Genomic DNA, 19,181 nt, shown 5'->3' with positions numbered 1-19,181 from the left:
GGTTGTTCCAGACGGCTATGACTATCGGCATTATACCTGTAGCCAGAAGGTCACCGGTCCATCATTCACTAAGGCGACCTGCATATCTGCGGCAAAGCGCCCGTTCTCTACGGGTAGATTTTTCTGTCGGCAGCAGTCGCTGAAATAGTGGTAGAGGCGTTCCGCCTCCTGCGGCTCAGCGCCACGGGAGAAGCTGGGCCGCATGCCCTTTTGTGTGTCGGCAGCCAGCGTAAACTGCGAAACCACCAGAACGCTCCCGCCCGCCTGCTGGACATTGAGGTTCATTTTGCCATTTTCATCGCTAAAAATACGATAGCCCAACACGCGATCGCACAGGCGTTGCGCTTTTTGCTCATCATCTTCTTTTTCCACACCCAGCAATATCAGCAAACCGGGACCAATCTTGCCCACCGTTTCATCTGCTACCGTAACGCTGGCGCTCAGCACCCGCTGAATTAATGCAATCATGCTTCCTCGCTGCCTTTTTCTTGTTGCTGCTGCTGACGATACTCGCCCAGCGTGACGGTTATCTCCGCCCCTAATAATACGATACACCACGTCCAGTAAACCCACAGGAACAGGATCGGGATCACGGCCAACACGCCGTAAATCAACTGATACGAAGGGAACATGGTGACGTAAAGCGCAAACGCTTTTTTACCTAATTCAAACAGCAAGCCCGCAACCAGCGCTCCGATTAAGGCGTCGCGCTGCGGCACCCGCGTGGTTGGTACCAGACTATATAACAGCCAGAAGGCCAGCCATGAAAGCAGTAGAGGGAAAAGACGCAGCGTCTGATCGATAAGCCCGGTTACCCCGCTCACGGCCATCCATTTTAACGACAAAAGCCAGGTGCTAATTGCCAGACTGGCCCCAGCCAACAGCGGCCCCAGCGTCAGGATCATCCAATAGACCGCAAAAGAGTAAACCAACGGGCGCTTTTTCTGGCTACGCCAGATGGCATTCAGCGCGCTGTCGATAGAGTGCATCAGCAGCAGCGCAGTGACTATCAGCCCAACCGCGCCTACCACCGTCATTTTATTCACGTTGGCGACAAACTGATCGAGGTAATCCTGCACCACATTGCCTGCAGCCGGGACAAAATTATTAAAAATAAAGTGCTTTAGCTGTACGCTGATCTCGGCGAACACCGGGAAAGCGGCAAACAGCGAAAAGACCACCGCCACCAGCGGCACCAGGGCCAGTAAAGAAACAAAGGCCAGGTTGCCCGCTTCGGTGGTCATGCCATCGTGTTCGATACGATGCCAGAGGAGTTTGAGCCAGGTACCCGCAGCGCGGATACGTGGACGTAAAAAAAATTGCGCCATCAGCTAACCACGATGGGCAAACCAGTTCGGCACGACCTGCGCATCGGTAACATGCACGGCGGTTATACCCACCTGGCGCGCCGCCTCAATGTTCTCAAGATTATCATCAAAGAACACGGCCTCATCAGGCTTAAAGCCCTCTTCTTGCAGCACCCGCTGGAAAATACGCGCTTCCGGTTTGCGCATTCCCAGATCCTGCGAGAGATAGAGCTTATCAGCAGCCTGCTGCACTTCCGGATACTGTGAAGGCCAGTAATCGCAGTGCAGTCGGTTGGTGTTAGAGAGGATGACCACGCGTTCGCCACGGCTGCGCAGTTGTTGCATCAGGGTAATCACTTCTGGTCGCAGACCCACAAACACCGCCTGCCAGCCCGCCGTAAACTGTTCGTAACTGAGCGCGATATCCAGCTCAGCACAAAGGTTAGCAGCGAACTGCTCATCGCTTATTTCGCCACGCTCATGCTGCTCAAAATTTTCGCCCATCTGAAAACGACTTTTTAACAACGCCAGCGGAACGCGACCCAGATCGCTCCAGACGCCTAATACCCGGCTAAAGTCGATATCTACAATGACATTACCTAAATCAAAGATATACAGCATAGCCATCTCCTTCCCGTCGTAGAGGAGTAACTTTAGCGGGAAAGCATCACTTTGACTATGCGGCATTGCGCATCATGCTCACACAAGGTGAGGAAACCGCACCGGGTAAAGGGTCACCTGACCGGCCGAAAAGGGGAATTATGTTTCGGTTAATTCCTCACTGGCTGAAGTCGTGACGGGCACGATTTCAACCCGGCTGGATTTCAGCAGATGCTGTAAGGCAGGCCCCGGCAATACAGCTCCCATTATCACGCATGGTACTGATAAAGCTGGTGGGCAGGCAAAAGCCATTCTTCATTAGCCAGCCCGTGGCCTGTTTTGCTTATCGGGAACAAAGGTGGATTACGGCACCCGTAATCGTCAGGCATAAAAAAAGCCCCGCCTTTACAGGCAGGGCTTTTGCGTAGCAGACAAGATCTTAAGCGTCTTTGCTGCCGCGTGAAGCGCGTTTACGATCGTTTTCCGTCAGGTGACGTTTACGAATACGTACGGAAGTTGGCGTTACTTCAACCAGTTCGTCATCATCGATGAACTCGATCGCCTGCTCCAGCGTCATCTTGATCGGCGGTACCAGCGTAGTCGCTTCGTCCGTACCGGATGCACGCATGTTGGTCAGTTTCTTACCGGTCAGACAGTTTACAGTCAGGTCATTAGAACGGCTGTGAATGCCGATAATCTGTCCTTCATAAACTTCCGCACCGTGACCCAGGAACAGCTTGCCGCGATCCTGCAGACCAAACAGCGCAAAGGCAACAGCTTTGCCCTGACCGTTAGAGATCAGAACGCCGTTCTGACGCTGACCCACTTCGCCCGGACGCACATCGTCGTAATGGCTGAAGGTAGAGTACAGCAGGCCAGTACCGGAGGTCATGGTCATGAATTCGTTACGGAAACCGATCAGACCACGGCTTGGGATCACGTAGTCAAGACGTACGCGGCCTTTGCCATCCGGATCCATGTTTTTCATGTCGCCTTTACGTTCGCCCATCGCCTGCATGACCGCGCCCTGATGCTGTTCTTCGATATCCAGCGTCACGTTTTCAAACGGTTCCTGCTTACGACCGTCAACTTCGCGGAAGATAACTTTCGGACGGGATACCGCCAGCTCAAAGCCTTCACGACGCATGTTTTCGATCAGTACGGAGAGGTGCAGCTCGCCACGACCAGAAACACGGAAAGCATCCGCATCTTCGGTTTCTTCAACGCGCAGCGCAACGTTATGTACCAGCTCTTTCTTCAGACGATCCAGGATCTGACGTGAAGTAACGTATTTACCTTCTTTACCGCAGAACGGAGAGGTGTTGACGTTAAAGAACATGGTTACGGTCGGCTCATCCACGCTCAGCGGCGGCAGCGCTTCTACGTTCTGCGTATCGCAGATCGTATCAGAGATGTTCAGCTCGCCCAGACCGGTGATAGCGATAATGTCACCTGCTTCAGCCAGATCGGTGTCGATACGCTCCAGACCAAGGTGACCCAGCACTTTGCCGACTTTCGCGTTACGCGTTTTGCCGGTGCTGTCGATAATGGTTACCTGCTGGTTCGGTTTCACCTTGCCACGCTTGATACGACCGATACCGATAACGCCCAGGTAGTTGTTATAGTCCAGCTGAGAGATCTGCATCTGCAGCGGGCCGTCCAAATCAACATTCGGAGCCGGAACGTGCTTAACAATCGCCTCATACAGCGGGGTCATGTCGTCAGCCATATCGCCGTGCTCAAGGCCAGCAATACCCTGCAGCGCTGAAGCATAAATAATCGGGAAATCGAGCTGCTCGTCGGTAGCATCCAGGTTTACGAACAGGTCAAACACCTGATCAACAACCCAGTCAGGACGCGCGCCCGGACGGTCGATTTTGTTGATAACCACAATCGGCTTCAGGCCATGAGCAAAGGCTTTTTTGGTCACGAAACGCGTCTGCGGCATTGGGCCATCCATCGCGTCGACAACCAGCAGCACTGAATCAACCATGGACATAACGCGCTCAACTTCACCACCGAAGTCGGCGTGTCCCGGGGTATCAACGATGTTGATACGATAGTCGTTCCATTTGATGGCGGTATTTTTCGCGAGGATGGTAATCCCACGCTCTTTCTCCAAATCGTTGGAGTCCATTACACGCTCAGTTGCTTCAGTACGGGCATCAAAAGTACCAGACTGTTGCAACAGTTTATCAACCAGGGTGGTTTTCCCATGGTCAACGTGCGCAATAATGGCGATGTTACGCAAATTTTCGATCACAGCTTTGCCTCAGGCATTAGAAATAGCGCGCTATTGTACACGGATTAATCGAAGGACTGAACAGGATCACAAATATCAAAGAAAGAATGCTGCAAGGCTTGCCTTAAACACCACTTTCAGTGCAAAAAATGCACCTGATTGATCAACTGCACCATAACAGTGCCCAAACTCTACTCAATTGCACTACAATGGTGCGCGATATCCATCATGGTGCATCCCTCGTTTGACGAGAGCGCTTATAATAGCGCTTTTTAGCCAAAAGAAGAAAGTTGGCACAAAATTCGCTTTAATCAGTTCAAGCCAAAACGACAGTTTCCACAACGGTTGATAGCTTGTCTGAGATCTTTATTGCCTACTGTACGCTGATCTTTACGCGCCTGGCGGGGTGAAGTTCTCTTTCCACGACGACAATGACAATTACCAGGAGAGTTGAGTATGTCTGCTGAACACGTTCTCTCGATGATGAACGAACACGAAGTGAAGTTTGTTGACCTGCGTTTTACCGATACCAAAGGTAAAGAGCAACATGTGACCATTCCGGCGCATCAGGTTAACGCAGACTTCTTCGAAGAAGGCAAAATGTTCGATGGTTCCTCCATCGGCGGCTGGAAAGGTATTAACGAGTCAGACATGGTGCTGATGCCGGACGCGTCCACAGCAGTATTGGATCCTTTCTTCGAAGACTCCACGCTGATCATCCGTTGTGACATTCTGGAGCCTGGCACCATGCAGGGCTATGATCGCGACCCACGTTCAATCGCCAAGCGCGCTGAAGATTTCCTGCGCTCTTCAGGCATCGCCGATACCGTACTGTTTGGCCCTGAGCCTGAGTTCTTCCTGTTCGACGATATCCGTTTTGGCAGCAGCACATCCGGTTCTCACGTTGCTATCGATGATATCGAAGCGGCCTGGAACACCGGCAAAGAATATGAAGGCGGCAACAAAGGTCACCGTCCGGGTCTGAAAGGCGGCTATTTCCCGGTACCGCCGGTTGACTCCGCACAGGACATCCGTTCTGCCATGTGTCTGACCATGGAGCAGATGGGTCTGGTTGTTGAAGCGCATCACCATGAAGTGGCCACCGCAGGCCAGAACGAAGTGGCAACCCGCTTCAATACCATGGTGAAAAAAGCCGACGAAATTCAGATCTACAAATATGTCGTGCATAACGTGGCGCACGCCTACGGCAAAACCGCGACCTTTATGCCGAAGCCGATGTTTGGCGATAACGGTTCTGGCATGCACTGCCATATGTCCCTGTCAAAAGGTGGCACAAACCTGTTCGCAGGCGATAAATACGGCGGCCTGTCTGAAATGGCGCTGTTCTATATCGGCGGCGTAATCAAACATGCGAAAGCCATTAACGCCCTGGCTAACCCAACCACCAACTCTTATAAGCGTCTGGTTCCGGGTTACGAAGCGCCGGTTATGCTGGCCTACTCAGCACGTAACCGCTCAGCATCTATCCGTATTCCAGTGGTCGCCAGCCCGAAAGCACGCCGTATCGAAGCACGCTTCCCGGATCCAGCGGCTAACCCGTACCTGGCGTTCGCTGCGCTGCTGATGGCAGGCCTGGACGGTATCATCAACAAGATCCATCCTGGCGACGCCATGGATAAAAACCTGTATGACCTGCCGCCGGAAGAAGAAGCTGAAATTCCAAAAGTGGCCGGTTCGCTGGAAGAAGCGCTGAACGCGCTGAACGAAGACCGCGAGTTCCTGACCCGTGGCGGCGTGTTTACCGATGATGCTATCGAAGCTTACATCGAGCTGCGTAAGGCTGAAATGGATCGCGTGCGTATGACGCCGCATCCGGTAGAGTTCGAGCTTTACTACAGCGTTTAATTGGTTTGCGTTTTTTGTTGCCGTGGAAACTTTCAGCCCATCTTCGGATGGGCTTTTTTCTCCACCTGATCAACGGTCGGAATATCGCGTTATCGAACCTGAAACTATAATGCACTGATTTGGTGCAGGAGAACGCTGTATGGCAACTGGCCTGTTGCCCGATGCCGGGCAGATTCTCAATTCCCTGATTAACAGTATCCTGCTGATCGATAACGAGCTGGTTATTCATTATGCCAATCCAGCGGCACAGCAGCTGTTAGCACAAAGTTCCCGTAAGCTTTTTGGCACGCCGTTGCCTGAACTGATTGGCTATTTCTCTTTAAATATCGCTGTTATGCAGGAAAGCCTTGACGCTGGCCAGGGGTTTACCGACAGCGAGGTAACGCTGGTAGTGGATGGGCGCGCCCATATCATGTCATTAACGGCGCAGCGACTGCCAGATGGTCTTATCCTGCTGGAAATGGCGCCGATGGATAATCAACGCCGCCTCAGTCAGGAACAGATCCAGCATGCGCAGCAGGTTGCCGCCCGCGATCTGGTTCGGGGCCTGGCCCATGAGATTAAAAATCCGCTGGGCGGGCTACGTGGCGCCGCACAGCTACTGGCTAAAGCCTTGCCCGAGCCGTCGCTGACGGAATATACCAAAGTCATTATTGAGCAGGCAGATCGGCTGCGTAATCTGGTAGACCGTCTGTTAGGGCCGCAGCAGCCCGGTATGCACGTCACGCAAAGTATTCATCAGGTGGCGGAGCGTGTGGTTAACCTGGTCACTATGGAGCTGCCGGACAACATCTCTTTGGTACGTGATTACGATCCCAGCCTGCCGGAACTGCCCCACGATCCCGATCAGATAGAACAGGTTTTACTGAATATAGTCCGTAATGCGTTACAGGCGCTGGGCGAGGAAGGCGGCACCATTACCTTGCGCACCCGCACCGCTTTCCAGCTTACTTTGCACGGTACCCGTTACCGGCTGGTGGCGCGCATCGATGTGGAAGATAACGGACCAGGCATACCGGGAAGGCTGCAGGATACGCTGTTTTACCCCATGGTTAGCGGTAGAGAGGGCGGCACCGGATTAGGGCTTTCCATTGCCCGCAGCCTGATCGATCAACATTCCGGAAAAATAGAATTTAGCAGTTGGCCAGGCCATACCGAATTTTCGATTTACCTGCCGATTCGTAAGTAGAGGTTTCTATGCAACGAGGGATAGTTTGGATCGTCGATGACGATAGCTCCATCCGCTGGGTACTTGAACGCGCACTTACGGGAGCTGGTTTAAGCTGCGCCACTTTTGAGAGTGGCAACGACGTGCTGGAAGCACTCGCAAGCAAAACCCCAGATGTTTTATTGTCAGATATTCGTATGCCCGGAATGGATGGCCTGGCGTTACTAAAACAAATTAAACAGCGGCATCCGATGCTGCCGGTCATCATTATGACCGCCCACTCCGATCTGGATGCGGCGGTGAGCGCTTATCAGCAGGGCGCTTTCGATTATTTGCCCAAGCCGTTTGATATTGATGAGTCCGTCGCGCTGGTTGAACGCGCAATTAGCCATTATCAGGAGCAGCAGCAACCACGAGACCGACCGGTCAGCGGTCCGACAACCGATATTATTGGCGAAGCGCCAGCGATGCAGGATGTGTTTCGTATTATCGGCAGGCTTTCACGCTCGTCGATTAGCGTGCTGATTAATGGCGAGTCGGGGACCGGCAAGGAGCTGGTAGCGCATGCCCTGCATCGCCACAGCCCGCGTGCTAAGGCTCCCTTTATCGCCCTGAACATGGCGGCGATCCCTAAAGACCTGATTGAGTCTGAGCTGTTCGGCCATGAAAAAGGCGCATTTACCGGCGCAAATCAGATCCGTCAGGGCCGTTTTGAACAGGCGGACGGCGGTACGCTGTTTCTGGATGAGATCGGCGATATGCCGCTGGATGTGCAAACACGTCTGCTGCGTGTGCTGGCGGACGGGCAATTTTATCGTGTCGGTGGCTATGCGCCGGTAAAGGTTGACGTGCGTATTATTGCGGCCACGCACCAGAATCTGGAGCTGCGCGTACAGGAAGGCAAATTCAGGGAGGACCTGTTCCATCGCCTGAATGTGATCCGCGTACATCTGCCGCCGCTGCGTGAGCGACGTGAAGATATTCCCCGGCTGGCGCGTTATTTTTTACAGGTTGCCGCGCGTGAACTGGGTGTGGAGGCCAAGATCCTGCATCCTGAGACTGAAGCGGCACTGACACGTTTGCACTGGTCAGGTAACGTACGACAGCTGGAGAATACCTGCCGCTGGCTGACAGTGATGGCTGCCGGTCAGGAGGTACTGATCCAGGATCTGCCGCCGGAACTGTTTGAAAGCACCACCAGCGATACGGCAGTACAATCATTGCCCGATAGCTGGGCCACACTGTTAGCGCAGTGGGCCGATCGCGCGCTGCGTTCCGGTCATCAAAATTTGCTGTCTGAGGCGCAACCGGAAATGGAGCGCACTTTGCTGACCACGGCACTACGCCATACGCAAGGACACAAGCAGGAAGCGGCGCGCTTACTCGGCTGGGGACGCAATACCCTGACGCGTAAACTGAAAGAACTGGGAATGGAGTAAGCAAGAAAAGCATATTTTTTGCACAATTTTTTATGCTTTGCTCTTTACACCTCGATGCCGTTCAGTATCATTTTGAGCGGTTATCGGGAGGCTTATCATGCTCGAATCGCTATTGGTTTCATTGAGCGCTGCAGGCGATGCAGCTATCGGCCATCCACCGCAAACCGCTTTAGCGGCGGTGCTATGTGCCGTAATGGTTAGTTTTTTCAGTTAATTAAAAAGGCCGGCGCATACCGGCCTTTTTGCTACGCTGCATCATTAGATCACGCGAGAAAACTGCTGCTGTCGCGCCTTCTGTCGCATATAGATATCAAAACACATGCAGATATTACGAATCAGCAACCTCCCTTTTGGCGTAACCCGTATCCCGCTCTTCTGAATCTCCACCAGCCCATCGGCGGCCAGAGGCGCAAGCAAAGCCAGATCCTCGGCAAAATAGTCGGTAAAGGTTATGCCGTTAACCGCTTCAATGTCGCAAAAAGAAAGCGAAAAGTTGCAGATAAGCGACTTGATAACGTCACGACGCAGGCAGTCATCCTGGCTTAGCGTCAGGCCACGCCATAACGCGTTGCCCTGCTGTTCCACGCTGGCATAATATGCCTTCAGCTCTTTTTGATTTTGAGCATAACAGTCTCCCAGCATACTGATCGCCGAGACACCCATTCCCAGCAGATCGGTCTCGCCCTGGGTGGTATAGCCCTGGAAATTGCGATGAAGTTTCCCCTCGCGCTGGGCGATAGCCAGTTCATCTTCCGGCCGGGCAAAATGATCCATACCAATGTAGTGATAACCCTGCGCGGTCAGGGTAGCGATAGTTTGCTGCAGGATTACCAGCTTTTGCGCCGGGGTGGGCAACTCTTCATCTTTAATTTTACGCTGAGCGGCAAACAGCGTTGGCAAGTGCGCATAATTGAAAACGCTTAGGCGATCGGGCCGTAACGTGGCCACTTTTTGCAGCGTATAATCGAAGCTTTCCGGCGTTTGCATCGGCAAGCCGTAAATCAGATCGATATTACTGGAGGTAAAACCCAGTTTGCGCGCGCGTTCGATCAACGCAAAAATAAAGCCTTCGTCCTGAACGCGATTGACACGCTCCTGCACCGCTTTATTAAAATCCTGCACGCCCATACTCAGACGGTTAAAGCCCAGCGCCCGCAGGTGATCGAGCACATCTAATTCCAGCTCACGCGGGTCAACTTCAATGGAAATTTCTACTTCGCTGTTGAAGTGAAAACATTCCCGCAATACCGCCATCAGGCGACTCAGCTGCGCCTTGCTTAACCAGGTTGGCGTTCCGCCGCCCCAGTGCATTTGGGTAACGGTTCTGTTGCTGAATAGCGCAGCACGCTGGCGGATTTCCAGTTCCAGGACATCCAGATAACGATCGCCTTTATGCGACTGGCGCGTTACCTGCTTGTTACAGCCGCAGAAATAACAAAGGCGGTGACAGAAAGGAATATGGAGATAAAGGGAAAGAGGTCGCGTGGGATAACGCTGGGCCGCCTGCTGAAATGCCGCTTCGCTCCAGCCTTCGTTAAACTCCAGCGCGGTGGGATAAGAGGTATAGCGCGGCCCGGCATAGTTGTACTTTTCGATCAGGGCCTGATCCCACTCGGTTAACGGCATTGGCATGTTCACTCCTTCCATTTACGACGCCTTACGGGCCGCGTCAAGGGCAAGGAGGCCTGGCGCTGCCGGTTAGCGGTAGCACGGCGCAACCGTGATTTCAGCTGCGTCAGGCGGCGTAGTTTAACAAACAGCCAAAACAGATAACATGCCAATAGAATGGCGATGATTGATCCAGGCCAAAACATAGTCGAATACCTGACTGACGGGAGCAAAGCCAGCGCCCGTTCCCGTCAATTTAGGTCAGCGAGCTTATTTCTCGCCTTTCAGCAGACGATACATATCTTCATCTGCCTCATCTTCTTCATCATCGTCCAGACCGATACCGAGCTGTTCCATCAGCACATCAATACGATCCAGCGTCTGATCGAGCCAGGCCTGATCTTCTGCTGATAAGACTTCGCCGTTCTCCAGGCGATCCAGCAGCCCGTCAAGACGCTCATCATTTTCCAGCATCGCCAGTTCATCTGCCGGCTCCATGAAAGGCTTCTGCTCAACGGGCGCCTTCTTGATCGGTTTCGCTGCCGTGACCGCAACGCCTTCTTTTAATAACGGCACCGGTTTTTTACTGCCAATACGCGGATCTTTCTCTTTGGCCGCGCTGTTTTTGTCACTCTGAGACATAACAGGGTTCGCGCGGCTACCTGCTGCATGGCCGCGGCGCTTTTTATCGCGCTTCCGATCGCGCGCTTCCTGATTTTTATCTTCGTGCGATTTGCGTTTTACTTTTGGCGCAGCGCTACTTTGTGGCTTACGTGCAGGTTTCATGATCTTTTATCCGGGGTTTTTCTTTAGTATAGAATTGCGGCGGAATCTAGCAGAAAGCGCACAAAGAAAAAAGGCGGCAGGTCACCCTGTCGCCTTTTTTCGTACCTTCCGTAGAAGGACAACCTTCCTTTACATCCCTGCTGCAGTCAACATCCCGGTTTTTCCATGTGCATTACGCTCTCGTCCTGAGCGTTTCCTTTTCCCTGACGGCGCATTCCAACGCACCTTGTCCTGTTCCCAGCTCTCTGTTTTCCTGACTACTCCGTGAGCGCTTCATCCTGAAGTGAGCCATCCAAACTCTGTGAATTACTTTAGACGAATAAGTAAAACTAACAAGGTACCTAAGGGATTTCCTGGACTCTTTTTCACACCCTTCCGAGTAACAGTTTGAATTTATTTAGAATATTTATTTGAATGGCGTTTAAAAACGTCAATAACTGGCAATAGTTATGGCAAATATCTTACAATTTTATTAGTCAACTGTACCAGGAAGCGCTTTACGTGCTTTAAGGGTATAATCACGCCATTAAACCCAATGAACTCTTCAGGAGTCACTATTTTGTCTGGCTGGAATTATCACGTCACCCATTTTGTTACCAGCGCCCCCGATATTCGCCACCTTCCGGCTGATGTGGGTATTGAAGTGGCATTTGCAGGCCGCTCTAATGCGGGTAAATCCAGCGCCCTTAATACGCTGACTAACCAAAAAAGCCTGGCGCGCACCAGTAAAACGCCTGGCCGTACCCAGCTTATCAACCTGTTTCAGGTCGCTGACGGCATACGTCTGGTGGATTTACCTGGTTACGGATACGCTGAAGTCCCGGAAGAGATGAAGCGTAAATGGCAGCGCGCCCTGGGCGAATATTTGCAGAAACGCGAGTGCCTGAAAGGTCTGGTGGTATTGATGGACATCCGTCATCCGCTTAAAGATCTCGATCAGCAAATGATTGAATGGGCAGTGCAAAGCCAAATACCGGTACTGGTGCTGTTAACCAAAGCCGATAAGCTGGCATCCGGCGCTCGTAAGAGTCAGCTGAATGTGGTGCGCGAAGCCTCACTGGCCTTTATGGGCGATGTGCAGGTAGAGCTTTTTTCTTCTCTGAAGAAAATTGGCGTGGATAAACTGCGGCTTAAGCTGGATAGCTGGTTTAGCGCGCAGGAAGAAGTGCCATCTTCAGAACAGGGGCAATAACCCTTCAGGATGCGTAGCGGATTACGCATCCATTTTTACCGAACGCCCAATAAAAAACGCCCCAGTCACAAAATGACTGGGGCGGCTAATATTCAGCCAAATCCGATTACGTGAAGTAAAAGGTCTGAAAGATAGAACATCTTACCTCTGTACCCTACGCCGTAAACTTTACCTGATTTTTTCTGGCCGACAAAGAATTTTTTGTAGTTAATTTTCATAAAACCGCCGTTTTTTCTTAACAGGCGTCACATAAACAGCGTATGAATGTAGCTTAATTACCAAAAAAGTGTTTAAGCGCCATAACGTTAGCATTTAAGTAACGGTATGGCGCAATCGGGCCAGGCGCGCGGCGCGCTGATTATGCCGCAACACCAGCGTACTCTGGTACGGATCAGTGCGCCTGATCCCAGTTATCACCGACACCAATATCTACGCGCAACGGAACATCCAGTTTCATGCTGTTTTCCATGAGCTGACGAATTTTTGCGCTGGCCTTTTCCACGTCCTGCTCCCTGATTTCAAATACCAGTTCATCGTGAACCTGCATAATCATCGTAACCTGCGGCGCATCAGGCTCCTGCAACCAGGCGTCCACGTCAATCATGGCCCGTTTGATAATATCTGCCGCCGTGCCCTGCATCGGCGCGTTAATCGCTGCACGCTCAGCCGCTTTACGACGAATCGCATTGGCGGATTTGATATCCGGCAACCACAGCCGACGTCCATCCAGCGTCGAGACGTAGCCCTGTTCAGAAGCCTGCTGGCGCGTATTTTCCATATACTTCAGCACACCCGGATAGCGTTCAAAATAGCGCTCCATATACAGCCTGGCCTCGCCCGCATTAATATTCAGCTGACGGGATAAGCCAAACGCGCTCATACCATAGATCAAACCGAAGTTAATTGCCTTGGCGCTGCGACGCTGCTCGTTGGTCACTTTATCAACGCTGACGCCAAAGACTTCTGCAGCCGTAGCCCGGTGAATATCCTGACCTTCCGCAAAAGCAGTCAGCAGTCCTTTATCCTGTGACAAATGCGCCATAATACGCAGCTCGATCTGCGAATAGTCAGCCGCTACGATGCGGCAACCTTCTGGCGCGATAAAGGCCTGACGGATACGTCGCCCTTCTTCATTACGCACCGGAATATTTTGCAGGTTAGGATCGGTCGAAGAAAGACGCCCCGTTGCCGTTACCGCCTGTTGATAAGAGGTATGCACCCGCCCTGACCGTGGATTAATCATCTGCGGCAGCTTATCGGTATAGGTTGATTTCAGCTTAGAGAGCCCGCGATGCTCCAGAATCACTTTGGGCAATGGGTAATCCAGCGCCAGCTCTGCAAGAACCTCTTCACTGGTCGATGGCGCGCCACCCGGCGTTTTTTTGGTGGGTTTGATGCCCTGTTTTTCAAACAGAATGGTTTGCAGCTGTTTAGTGGAGGAGAGATTGAACGGCTCGCCCGCCAGTTCATGCGCTTTCTCTTCCAGCTCTTTAAGGCGAGCGGTCAGCTCCTGTGAGTGCTTAGCCAGGATATGCTGATCGATTAATACGCCGTTACGCTCAATACGCGAGATCACCGTTAACAGCGGCATTTCGATCTCTTCAAAAACTTTTCTTGGGCCCGCCTCTTTTTCCAGCTCCGGCCACATTTTTAAATGCAGCTGCAGCGTAACGTCTGCATCTTCTGCCGCATAATGTGCCGCCTGCTCCAGAGCGATCTGGTTGAAGGTGAGCTGATTTTTGCCTTTTCCGGCGATCTCGGTGAAGGTCACCGTTTTATGGTTGAGCCAGCGCGCTGCCAGACTATCCATATCATGCTTACCGACGACGGTATTCAGCATATAGGACTCAAGCATGGTATCGAATTTAATCCCGGCCAGCTCGATGTCATAGTTCTTTAAGACGCTACGATCGAACTTCAGGTTTTGACCGACTTTCAATGCGCTTTTATCTTCCAGCAGCGGCTTAAGCTGTGCCAGCACCGCATTCCGATCCAGCTGATCCGGCGCATCCAGATAATCATGGGCCACAGGCAAATAAGCGGCTTCGCCTGGCGCTACGGCAAAGGATAAACCGATAATATTGGCGGTTAAGGTATCCAGCGAGTCTGTTTCCAGATCAAAGGCAAACAGCGAACTGTGTTTCAGCTTATCCAGCCAGCTATCGAATGTGTCCTGATCAAGGATGGTTACGTAGCCATCCGAAGAGAGTACGCTGACGCTTTCCGGCTGCGGCACTGCTGCTTCCTCTACCGCCTTCTGTGCGCCGCTGTTACTTTTCCGTCCCTGCAACCATTTCCCTTCTTGCAGATCGGTAATCCAGCGGCGGAATTCATAATGGCGGAACAAGCCAAGCAGCGTTTCTACGTCCGGCTCGTTAACGGTGAGTTGCTCGCAGCCGATATCAAGCTCTACATCCGTTTTGATGGTTGCTAACTGATAGGAGAGCAGCGCAACCTCTTTATTCTGCTCCAGTTTAGCCGCCATGGTTTTCGCGCCACGAAAGCTAAGGTCAGCGATTTTATCCAGATTGTCATAAAGCGTCGTAATGCTGCCCAGACCCTGCAACAGCGCCTGTGCGGTTTTTTCACCCACGCCCGGGATGCCCGGAATGTTATCGGATGCGTCACCCATCAGAGCCAGAAAATCAATAATCAGCTCAGGCGGAACACCGAACTTTTCTTTTACTTCATCCGGTCCGAGGATGGCGTTATTCATGGTATTAATCAGAGTGATATTCGGCGTAACCAACTGCGCCATATCTTTATCGCCGGTACTGATTAACACCGCACGTCCCTGCTTCTCCGCCTGAAGGGCCAGCGTGCCGATAACATCGTCAGCCTCTACGCCAGAAACCGCTAACAGCGGCAAGCCCATCGCGCGCACCATATTATGCAAAGGCTCTATTTGCGCACGAAGGTCATCCGGCATAGGCGGGCGATGAGATTTGTAGTGCTCAAATAATGCGTCACGGAAGGTTTTGCCCTTTGCATCAAAGACTACCGCTACATGGCTGGGTTGATACTGCAGCAGCAAGCTACGCAGCATATTCAGCACGCCGTACATTGCTCCGGTTGGTTCCCCGGCACTGTTGGTGAGCGGCGGAAAAGCATGGTAAGCGCGGTAAAGGTAGGAAGATCCATCTACCAGAATCAAAGGGTTTTCTGCGATTTGAGCCATAAGTTTCACGTTCCAGGATGATCGTTGGTATGGCATAAGGATGCCACATGATACGGATAAATATGAAATAACCTGGACGGAAGTTTAGGGAAAGCTCAGAAAACGCTAAGCGGAATTTGCCTGATTACCTGTGGATAACTTTGTGTGCAAAATTGCTAACGTATTGTTATTTACGTAAATATACAATATATGGTAAAAATTATTCTTTTCTTATCAACCTGTTGGATCAAGAAAACGATCCTGTCAGTGGAAAAGTCAAAATAGATAAAATGTGGATATAAATATCAGCGATCCTTTTTTGATCACCGACGTCTTATTAATTTAATCCCGAAATCATCCGCCACTCCCTGCTTATTTTTTCAACAGAGACTGCGGGAAAGTATACGTCAGGAATAAAAAAACGCCGGGATAACCCGGCGTCTTTTTTAGATCGTTTTTACTGCTTTTGCAGCAGGAATTTTACGACATTGGCATATTGCTGAACGAAGTTATCCATTGAGCTGGTATCCAGCCCGCCGTTGTTAACCATATATTTGCCATTAACAAACATTGCCGGTACACCGCGCAGTTCGACATCCGCTGCCGCTTTCTGCTGCTGAGCAACCAGCGCTTTTACCGCAAAGCTATTCCAGGCCGCATCGTATTCTTCTGGTTTAATCCCGGCGGCCTTCACAAAGGCTTCTTTCAGGCTGGCAGGATCGGTAATCGTTTGGGTTTTCTGGATACCTTCAAAGATAGGCGCGGTAACCTGCTCTTCAACACCCAGCGCCATCGCAACTGCCCAGGCGTGCGTCATGATCGGGCCCAGGTCGCCACCAAGAAAATCAACATGATATTTGGTGACTTTGACACCTTCCGGCAGGGCTTTTTTTACGGCATCACCAACATGGTAAATTTCTTCGAACTGATAACAGTGAGGACAGAAAAAGGAGAAAAACTCCATTACCTGAGGCTTACCGGCTACCGGCTTATCCAACGTAACGTATTGCTGACCATCGGTGAACTGCGCAGCTGAGGCACTGAACGCCAGTACGACACCGACCAGCGCAAGCCATAATTTTTTCATTTCGAGACTCTCTCCATAATCAAACATCAATATTCAGGCATTAACCGCAGGGGCGGCTGCTGTAATACGGTATTTTGCTCTCTGAAGGACGCAATTTGCCTGCGCCAAAAATCTTCTTCCGTCATCCACGGAAAGCTACGCGGAAAAGCAGGATCCTGCCAGCGACGAACAATCCACGCCAGATAATAAACCATGCGCATAGCGCGTAAAGGTTCAATTAATGACAATTCGTTAATATCAAAGTCTCTGTATTCACCATACGCCTCCAGCAGAATATCCCACTGGATACGCTGCTGCTGACGATCGCCGCTTATCAGCATCCAGAGATCCTGGACCGCAGGGCCATTGCGGGCATCGTCCAAATCAACAAAAAGCGGTCCGTCACGCCACAGGATATTACCTGGATGACAATCGCCATGCAGGCGTAACGGCGTCCAACTGCAATGCCAATATGTCTGTAAAGTGCTCCTCAACGCCGCAATGCTCGTATTGAGATCATTTCGTAACGAAGAAGGGATCAGTCGACACTCCTGTAAGATTTGTGCGGGCTCCTCAATATATTCCTGCAGCCCTATGTCAGGGCGAGCCGTAAACAGCTTACGTTCGCCGGTTTGGTGGATGCGTCCCAGAAAGCGACCTACGCTCTCAAGCTGATCGTCATTATCCGTTTCGTATTGTCGACCACCAAGGCTGGGGAATACCGCAAACCAAAAGCCATCATGCTGCTGCAATGTGCTACCGTTGAGTATCAGCGGCGCAGCAAGCGGCACCTCATCCTGCTGAAGCTCCAGCGCAAACTGATGTTCCTCTTCAATCTGGGCACGGCTCCAGCGCTGCGGGCGATAGAATTTAACGACATAACGCTGCCGCTCTTCATCAGAAAACTGATAGACGCGGTTTTCGTAGCTGTTAAGTGCGGTTAGCCCGGAATCGACGCGCAAACCAGCATCCCAAAGCGCATCAACAATAGTATCGGGATTGAGGGTGTGAAAATGAAAGGCGGTATTTTCCATCGTGCATCTCTGTTCAGTGCCTGCAGCGGGTAAGAATAACATTGATCGGTCAGCACGACAGAAAGCGCAGAAGATTAATCCTTAATTATGCCGCGTGCGCGCAGCAACGCCGTTTTGAAATCTTCCTCGTAATCCTTTTTAAGGCCGGGAATGGCTTCTTGCTTATCTGCACCACGCATTTTTAAATGATAGATCAGAATATCATCGGTTAATGCAGACAAGGGACCGTCAAAGCCTGACTCGTCCGCCAGTTTTTGTAAGAATTGCAGCAGGTTAAGATCCGGCTCGCTTTGCCAGGCCGGTTGTAGCAGTTCCAGTAGTTCATTCAGTCGATGGTATTTCATAAAGTTTATCCATAATGGTTAACTGGATGCTACGTTAGCAGGGTTATTCCCACAATAAAAGAGAGGGTTTGCGCGTGAGCAAGCAGCGGGAAACAATATCTGGCGTCATTCTTGCCGGAGGACGTAGTAGCCGTATGGGGGGACAGGATAAGGCGCAATTGCTGCTACAGGGAAAACCTTTGTGGCAGCATGTCTGGCAGCGGCTGGCTCCGCAGGTAGACAACATTAGTATCAGCGCGAACCGCAACCTGAGGCATTATCAACAGAGCAAGCTGCGCATTATTAATGATGTATTGCCCGACTATCCTGGGCCGCTAGCTGGCATGCTGAGCGCGTTTCAGCAAATCGATAGTTCGTGGCTCGCCTTCTCCGCCTGCGATACGCCATTCATACCCGATGATTACGTTATACGCCTCTGGCAGCAGAAACAGCAGGCACCCGCAGTATGGGTGCGTTCAAATCAACGCGATCATCCTGCGCTGGCCTTAATTAATCGTCAGGTCATGTCTGAACTGGCCCTTTACCTGGCTAGCGGCGAGCGAAGAGTAATGCATTTTTTACATCAGGTGGGCGGACATGCCGTGTTATTTAACGATAATGAGCAAGCTTTCGTTAATATCAATACGCCAGAAGAATTAGCACATTATGAGGGGAAGCACTAAATGTTGCCCATACTGGCTATCGCTGCCTGGAGCGGAACCGGAAAAACAACGCTGCTTAAGCAGCTCATCCCTTTATTAAAAGAAAAAGGGGTCCGGCCAGGACTTATCAAACATACGCATCACGATATGGATATAGATATACCCGGTAAAGATAGTTATGAATTACGCAAAGCGGGTGCTGATCAGGTGTTAGTCGCCAGTCAGCAACGCTGGGCATTAATGACTGAAACGCCGGATAACAAGACAATAGATTTTAATTTCCTGATAAGTCGCATGGATAAGCGTTCTTTAGATCTGATTTTGGTAGAGGGGTTTAAAGATGAGCCGATCCCGCGCATTGTTTTATGCCGCGATCGTAGCGAGGAAGAAATAAAGGAGCTGCTGGATGAGCATGTTATCGCCGTGGCCAGTGATTGTTCACTTGATGTTTCGGTACCGCTGTTAGATCTGAACGATCCTACAGCTATTACCGGGTTTATTGTGCAATGGCTGAAAGAGTGTCCCTGAGAAGGGGCATTGGTGTTATGTTGCCAAATAATAGATACGAAAAAGCCTCAGCTTTCGCTGAGGCTCCGTCGTTATCTGATGCCTGGCAGTTCCCTACTCTCGCATGGGGAGGCCCCACACTACCATCGGCGCTGCGGCGTTTCACTTCTGAGTTCGGCATGGGGTCAGGTGGGACCACCGCGCTCTCGCCGCCAGGCAAATTC

17 protein-coding genes and 1 rRNA gene are annotated in these 19,181 nt (G+C 51.4%); 7 read left to right on the top strand and 11 right to left on the bottom strand.

Annotated elements, in window-relative coordinates; all coding sequences use genetic code 11:
• Positions 1-30: 30 nt before the first annotated feature.
• The 4 genes from dtd to typA all read right to left on the bottom strand — a co-directional run bounded on the left by dtd (position 31) and on the right by typA (position 4,170).
• Entirely contained in the window at positions 31-468 is a 438-nt protein-coding gene (dtd, locus tag ACQE3Z_RS18490) for a D-aminoacyl-tRNA deacylase (RefSeq protein WP_426974899.1), read from the bottom strand.
• On the bottom strand, positions 465-1,328 hold the full coding sequence (locus ACQE3Z_RS18485) for a virulence factor BrkB family protein (protein WP_426974898.1): 864 nt from the start codon (positions 1,326-1,328) through the stop codon (positions 465-467). The genes dtd and ACQE3Z_RS18485 overlap by 4 nt, the downstream gene beginning before the upstream one ends.
• A 3-nt stretch (positions 1,329-1,331) precedes the next feature.
• Positions 1,332-1,928, bottom strand: coding sequence for a glucose-1-phosphatase (gene yihX, locus ACQE3Z_RS18480; protein WP_426974897.1), 597 nt, complete (start codon positions 1,926-1,928; stop codon positions 1,332-1,334).
• 418 nt (positions 1,929-2,346) lie between these two features.
• Complete coding sequence (typA, locus tag ACQE3Z_RS18475) at positions 2,347-4,170, bottom strand: ribosome-dependent GTPase TypA (RefSeq protein ID WP_426974896.1); 1,824 nt, start codon at positions 4,168-4,170, stop codon at positions 2,347-2,349.
• A gap of 435 nt (positions 4,171-4,605) precedes the next feature.
• On the opposite strand from typA, the gene glnA reads away from it, so the two are divergent.
• The 4 genes from glnA to ACQE3Z_RS18455 all read left to right on the top strand — a co-directional run bounded on the left by glnA (position 4,606) and on the right by ACQE3Z_RS18455 (position 8,836).
• The gene (gene glnA / locus ACQE3Z_RS18470) at positions 4,606-6,015 is read left to right on the top strand and encodes a glutamate--ammonia ligase (protein ID WP_250651241.1); all 1,410 of its coding nucleotides are present in this window, start codon (positions 4,606-4,608) and stop codon (positions 6,013-6,015) included.
• Between the two features lie 139 nt (positions 6,016-6,154).
• Entirely contained in the window at positions 6,155-7,204 is a 1,050-nt protein-coding gene (glnL, locus tag ACQE3Z_RS18465; RefSeq protein WP_426974895.1) for a nitrogen regulation protein NR(II), read from the top strand.
• A gap of 8 nt (positions 7,205-7,212) precedes the next feature.
• Positions 7,213-8,622 carry a nitrogen regulation protein NR(I) gene (gene glnG, locus ACQE3Z_RS18460; RefSeq protein WP_426974894.1) on the top strand — a complete coding sequence of 470 codons (1,410 nt, stop codon included), beginning with the start codon at positions 7,213-7,215 and terminating at the stop codon, positions 8,620-8,622.
• A gap of 97 nt (positions 8,623-8,719) precedes the next feature.
• Positions 8,720-8,836, top strand: coding sequence for a YshB family small membrane protein (locus tag ACQE3Z_RS18455; protein WP_426974893.1), 117 nt, complete (start codon positions 8,720-8,722; stop codon positions 8,834-8,836).
• 44 nt (positions 8,837-8,880) lie between these two features.
• On the opposite strand, the gene hemN is transcribed toward ACQE3Z_RS18455, so the two are convergent.
• Both hemN and yihI read right to left on the bottom strand, forming a co-directional pair.
• On the bottom strand, positions 8,881-10,254 hold the full coding sequence (gene hemN / locus ACQE3Z_RS18450) for an oxygen-independent coproporphyrinogen III oxidase (protein WP_426974968.1): 1,374 nt from the start codon (positions 10,252-10,254) through the stop codon (positions 8,881-8,883).
• A gap of 246 nt (positions 10,255-10,500) precedes the next feature.
• Positions 10,501-11,019, bottom strand: a complete 519-nt coding sequence (yihI, locus tag ACQE3Z_RS18445; RefSeq protein ID WP_426974967.1) for a Der GTPase-activating protein YihI — start codon at positions 11,017-11,019, stop codon at positions 10,501-10,503.
• 532 nt (positions 11,020-11,551) lie between these two features.
• Between yihI and yihA the strand changes: the two genes are divergently transcribed.
• Entirely contained in the window at positions 11,552-12,208 is a 657-nt protein-coding gene (gene yihA, locus ACQE3Z_RS18440; protein WP_426974892.1) for a ribosome biogenesis GTP-binding protein YihA/YsxC, read from the top strand.
• A 391-nt stretch (positions 12,209-12,599) separates the two neighbouring features.
• Here the strand turns inward: yihA and polA are convergent, their stop codons facing one another.
• The 4 genes from polA to ACQE3Z_RS18420 form a co-directional block, all read right to left on the bottom strand.
• Positions 12,600-15,386, bottom strand: a complete 2,787-nt coding sequence (gene polA / locus ACQE3Z_RS18435) for a DNA polymerase I (protein ID WP_426974891.1) — start codon at positions 15,384-15,386, stop codon at positions 12,600-12,602.
• Between the two features lie 436 nt (positions 15,387-15,822).
• Complete coding sequence (gene dsbA, locus ACQE3Z_RS18430) at positions 15,823-16,452, bottom strand: thiol:disulfide interchange protein DsbA (RefSeq protein ID WP_426974890.1); 630 nt, start codon at positions 16,450-16,452, stop codon at positions 15,823-15,825.
• A gap of 26 nt (positions 16,453-16,478) precedes the next feature.
• Positions 16,479-17,465, bottom strand: a complete 987-nt coding sequence (locus tag ACQE3Z_RS18425) for a serine/threonine protein kinase (RefSeq protein ID WP_426974889.1) — start codon at positions 17,463-17,465, stop codon at positions 16,479-16,481.
• A 74-nt stretch (positions 17,466-17,539) separates the two neighbouring features.
• Positions 17,540-17,809, bottom strand: coding sequence for a YihD family protein (locus tag ACQE3Z_RS18420; protein WP_085069223.1), 270 nt, complete (start codon positions 17,807-17,809; stop codon positions 17,540-17,542).
• 74 nt (positions 17,810-17,883) lie between these two features.
• On the opposite strand from ACQE3Z_RS18420, the gene mobA reads away from it, so the two are divergent.
• Both mobA and mobB read left to right on the top strand, forming a co-directional pair.
• Positions 17,884-18,471 (top strand): molybdenum cofactor guanylyltransferase MobA, encoded by a 588-nt coding sequence (gene mobA, locus ACQE3Z_RS18415; protein ID WP_426974888.1) that lies wholly within the window; start codon positions 17,884-17,886, stop codon positions 18,469-18,471.
• Positions 18,472-18,978, top strand: a complete 507-nt coding sequence (mobB, locus tag ACQE3Z_RS18410; protein ID WP_426974887.1) for a molybdopterin-guanine dinucleotide biosynthesis protein MobB — start codon at positions 18,472-18,474, stop codon at positions 18,976-18,978.
• A gap of 80 nt (positions 18,979-19,058) precedes the next feature.
• Here mobB and rrf read toward each other — a convergent pair.
• A 5S ribosomal RNA gene (gene rrf, locus ACQE3Z_RS18405) occupies positions 19,059-19,174 on the bottom strand.
• Positions 19,175-19,181 lie beyond the last annotated feature (7 nt).

It is taken from the genome of Pantoea sp. FN0307 (genome assembly GCF_050113815.1).
Taxonomy (GTDB): Bacteria; Pseudomonadota; Gammaproteobacteria; order Enterobacterales; family Enterobacteriaceae; genus Mixta; species Mixta alhagi.
The sequence above is the reverse complement of the archived record's forward strand: the minus strand, read 5'-3'. Positions and strand labels throughout refer to the sequence as shown.

Coding starts and splice junctions, on each gene's coding strand:
- yihA (WP_426974892.1), top strand. CDS start 11,552: ATGAACTCTTCAGGAGTCACTATTTTGTCTGGCTGGAATTATCACGTC.
- ACQE3Z_RS18425 (WP_426974889.1), bottom strand. CDS start 17,465: ATGGAAAATACCGCCTTTCATTTTCACACCCTCAATCCCGATACTATT.
- glnG (WP_426974894.1), top strand. CDS start 7,213: ATGCAACGAGGGATAGTTTGGATCGTCGATGACGATAGCTCCATCCGC.
- yihX (WP_426974897.1), bottom strand. CDS start 1,928: ATGCTGTATATCTTTGATTTAGGTAATGTCATTGTAGATATCGACTTT.
- ACQE3Z_RS18455 (WP_426974893.1), top strand. CDS start 8,720: ATGCTCGAATCGCTATTGGTTTCATTGAGCGCTGCAGGCGATGCAGCT.
- mobB (WP_426974887.1), top strand. CDS start 18,472: ATGTTGCCCATACTGGCTATCGCTGCCTGGAGCGGAACCGGAAAAACA.
- glnL (WP_426974895.1), top strand. CDS start 6,155: ATGGCAACTGGCCTGTTGCCCGATGCCGGGCAGATTCTCAATTCCCTG.
- dsbA (WP_426974890.1), bottom strand. CDS start 16,452: ATGAAAAAATTATGGCTTGCGCTGGTCGGTGTCGTACTGGCGTTCAGT.
- polA (WP_426974891.1), bottom strand. CDS start 15,386: ATGGCTCAAATCGCAGAAAACCCTTTGATTCTGGTAGATGGATCTTCC.
- glnA (WP_250651241.1), top strand. CDS start 4,606: ATGTCTGCTGAACACGTTCTCTCGATGATGAACGAACACGAAGTGAAG.
- ACQE3Z_RS18420 (WP_085069223.1), bottom strand. CDS start 17,809: ATGAAATACCATCGACTGAATGAACTACTGGAACTGCTACAACCGGCC.
- hemN (WP_426974968.1), bottom strand. CDS start 10,254: ATGCCAATGCCGTTAACCGAGTGGGATCAGGCCCTGATCGAAAAGTAC.
- dtd (WP_426974899.1), bottom strand. CDS start 468: ATGATTGCATTAATTCAGCGGGTGCTGAGCGCCAGCGTTACGGTAGCA.
- ACQE3Z_RS18485 (WP_426974898.1), bottom strand. CDS start 1,328: ATGGCGCAATTTTTTTTACGTCCACGTATCCGCGCTGCGGGTACCTGG.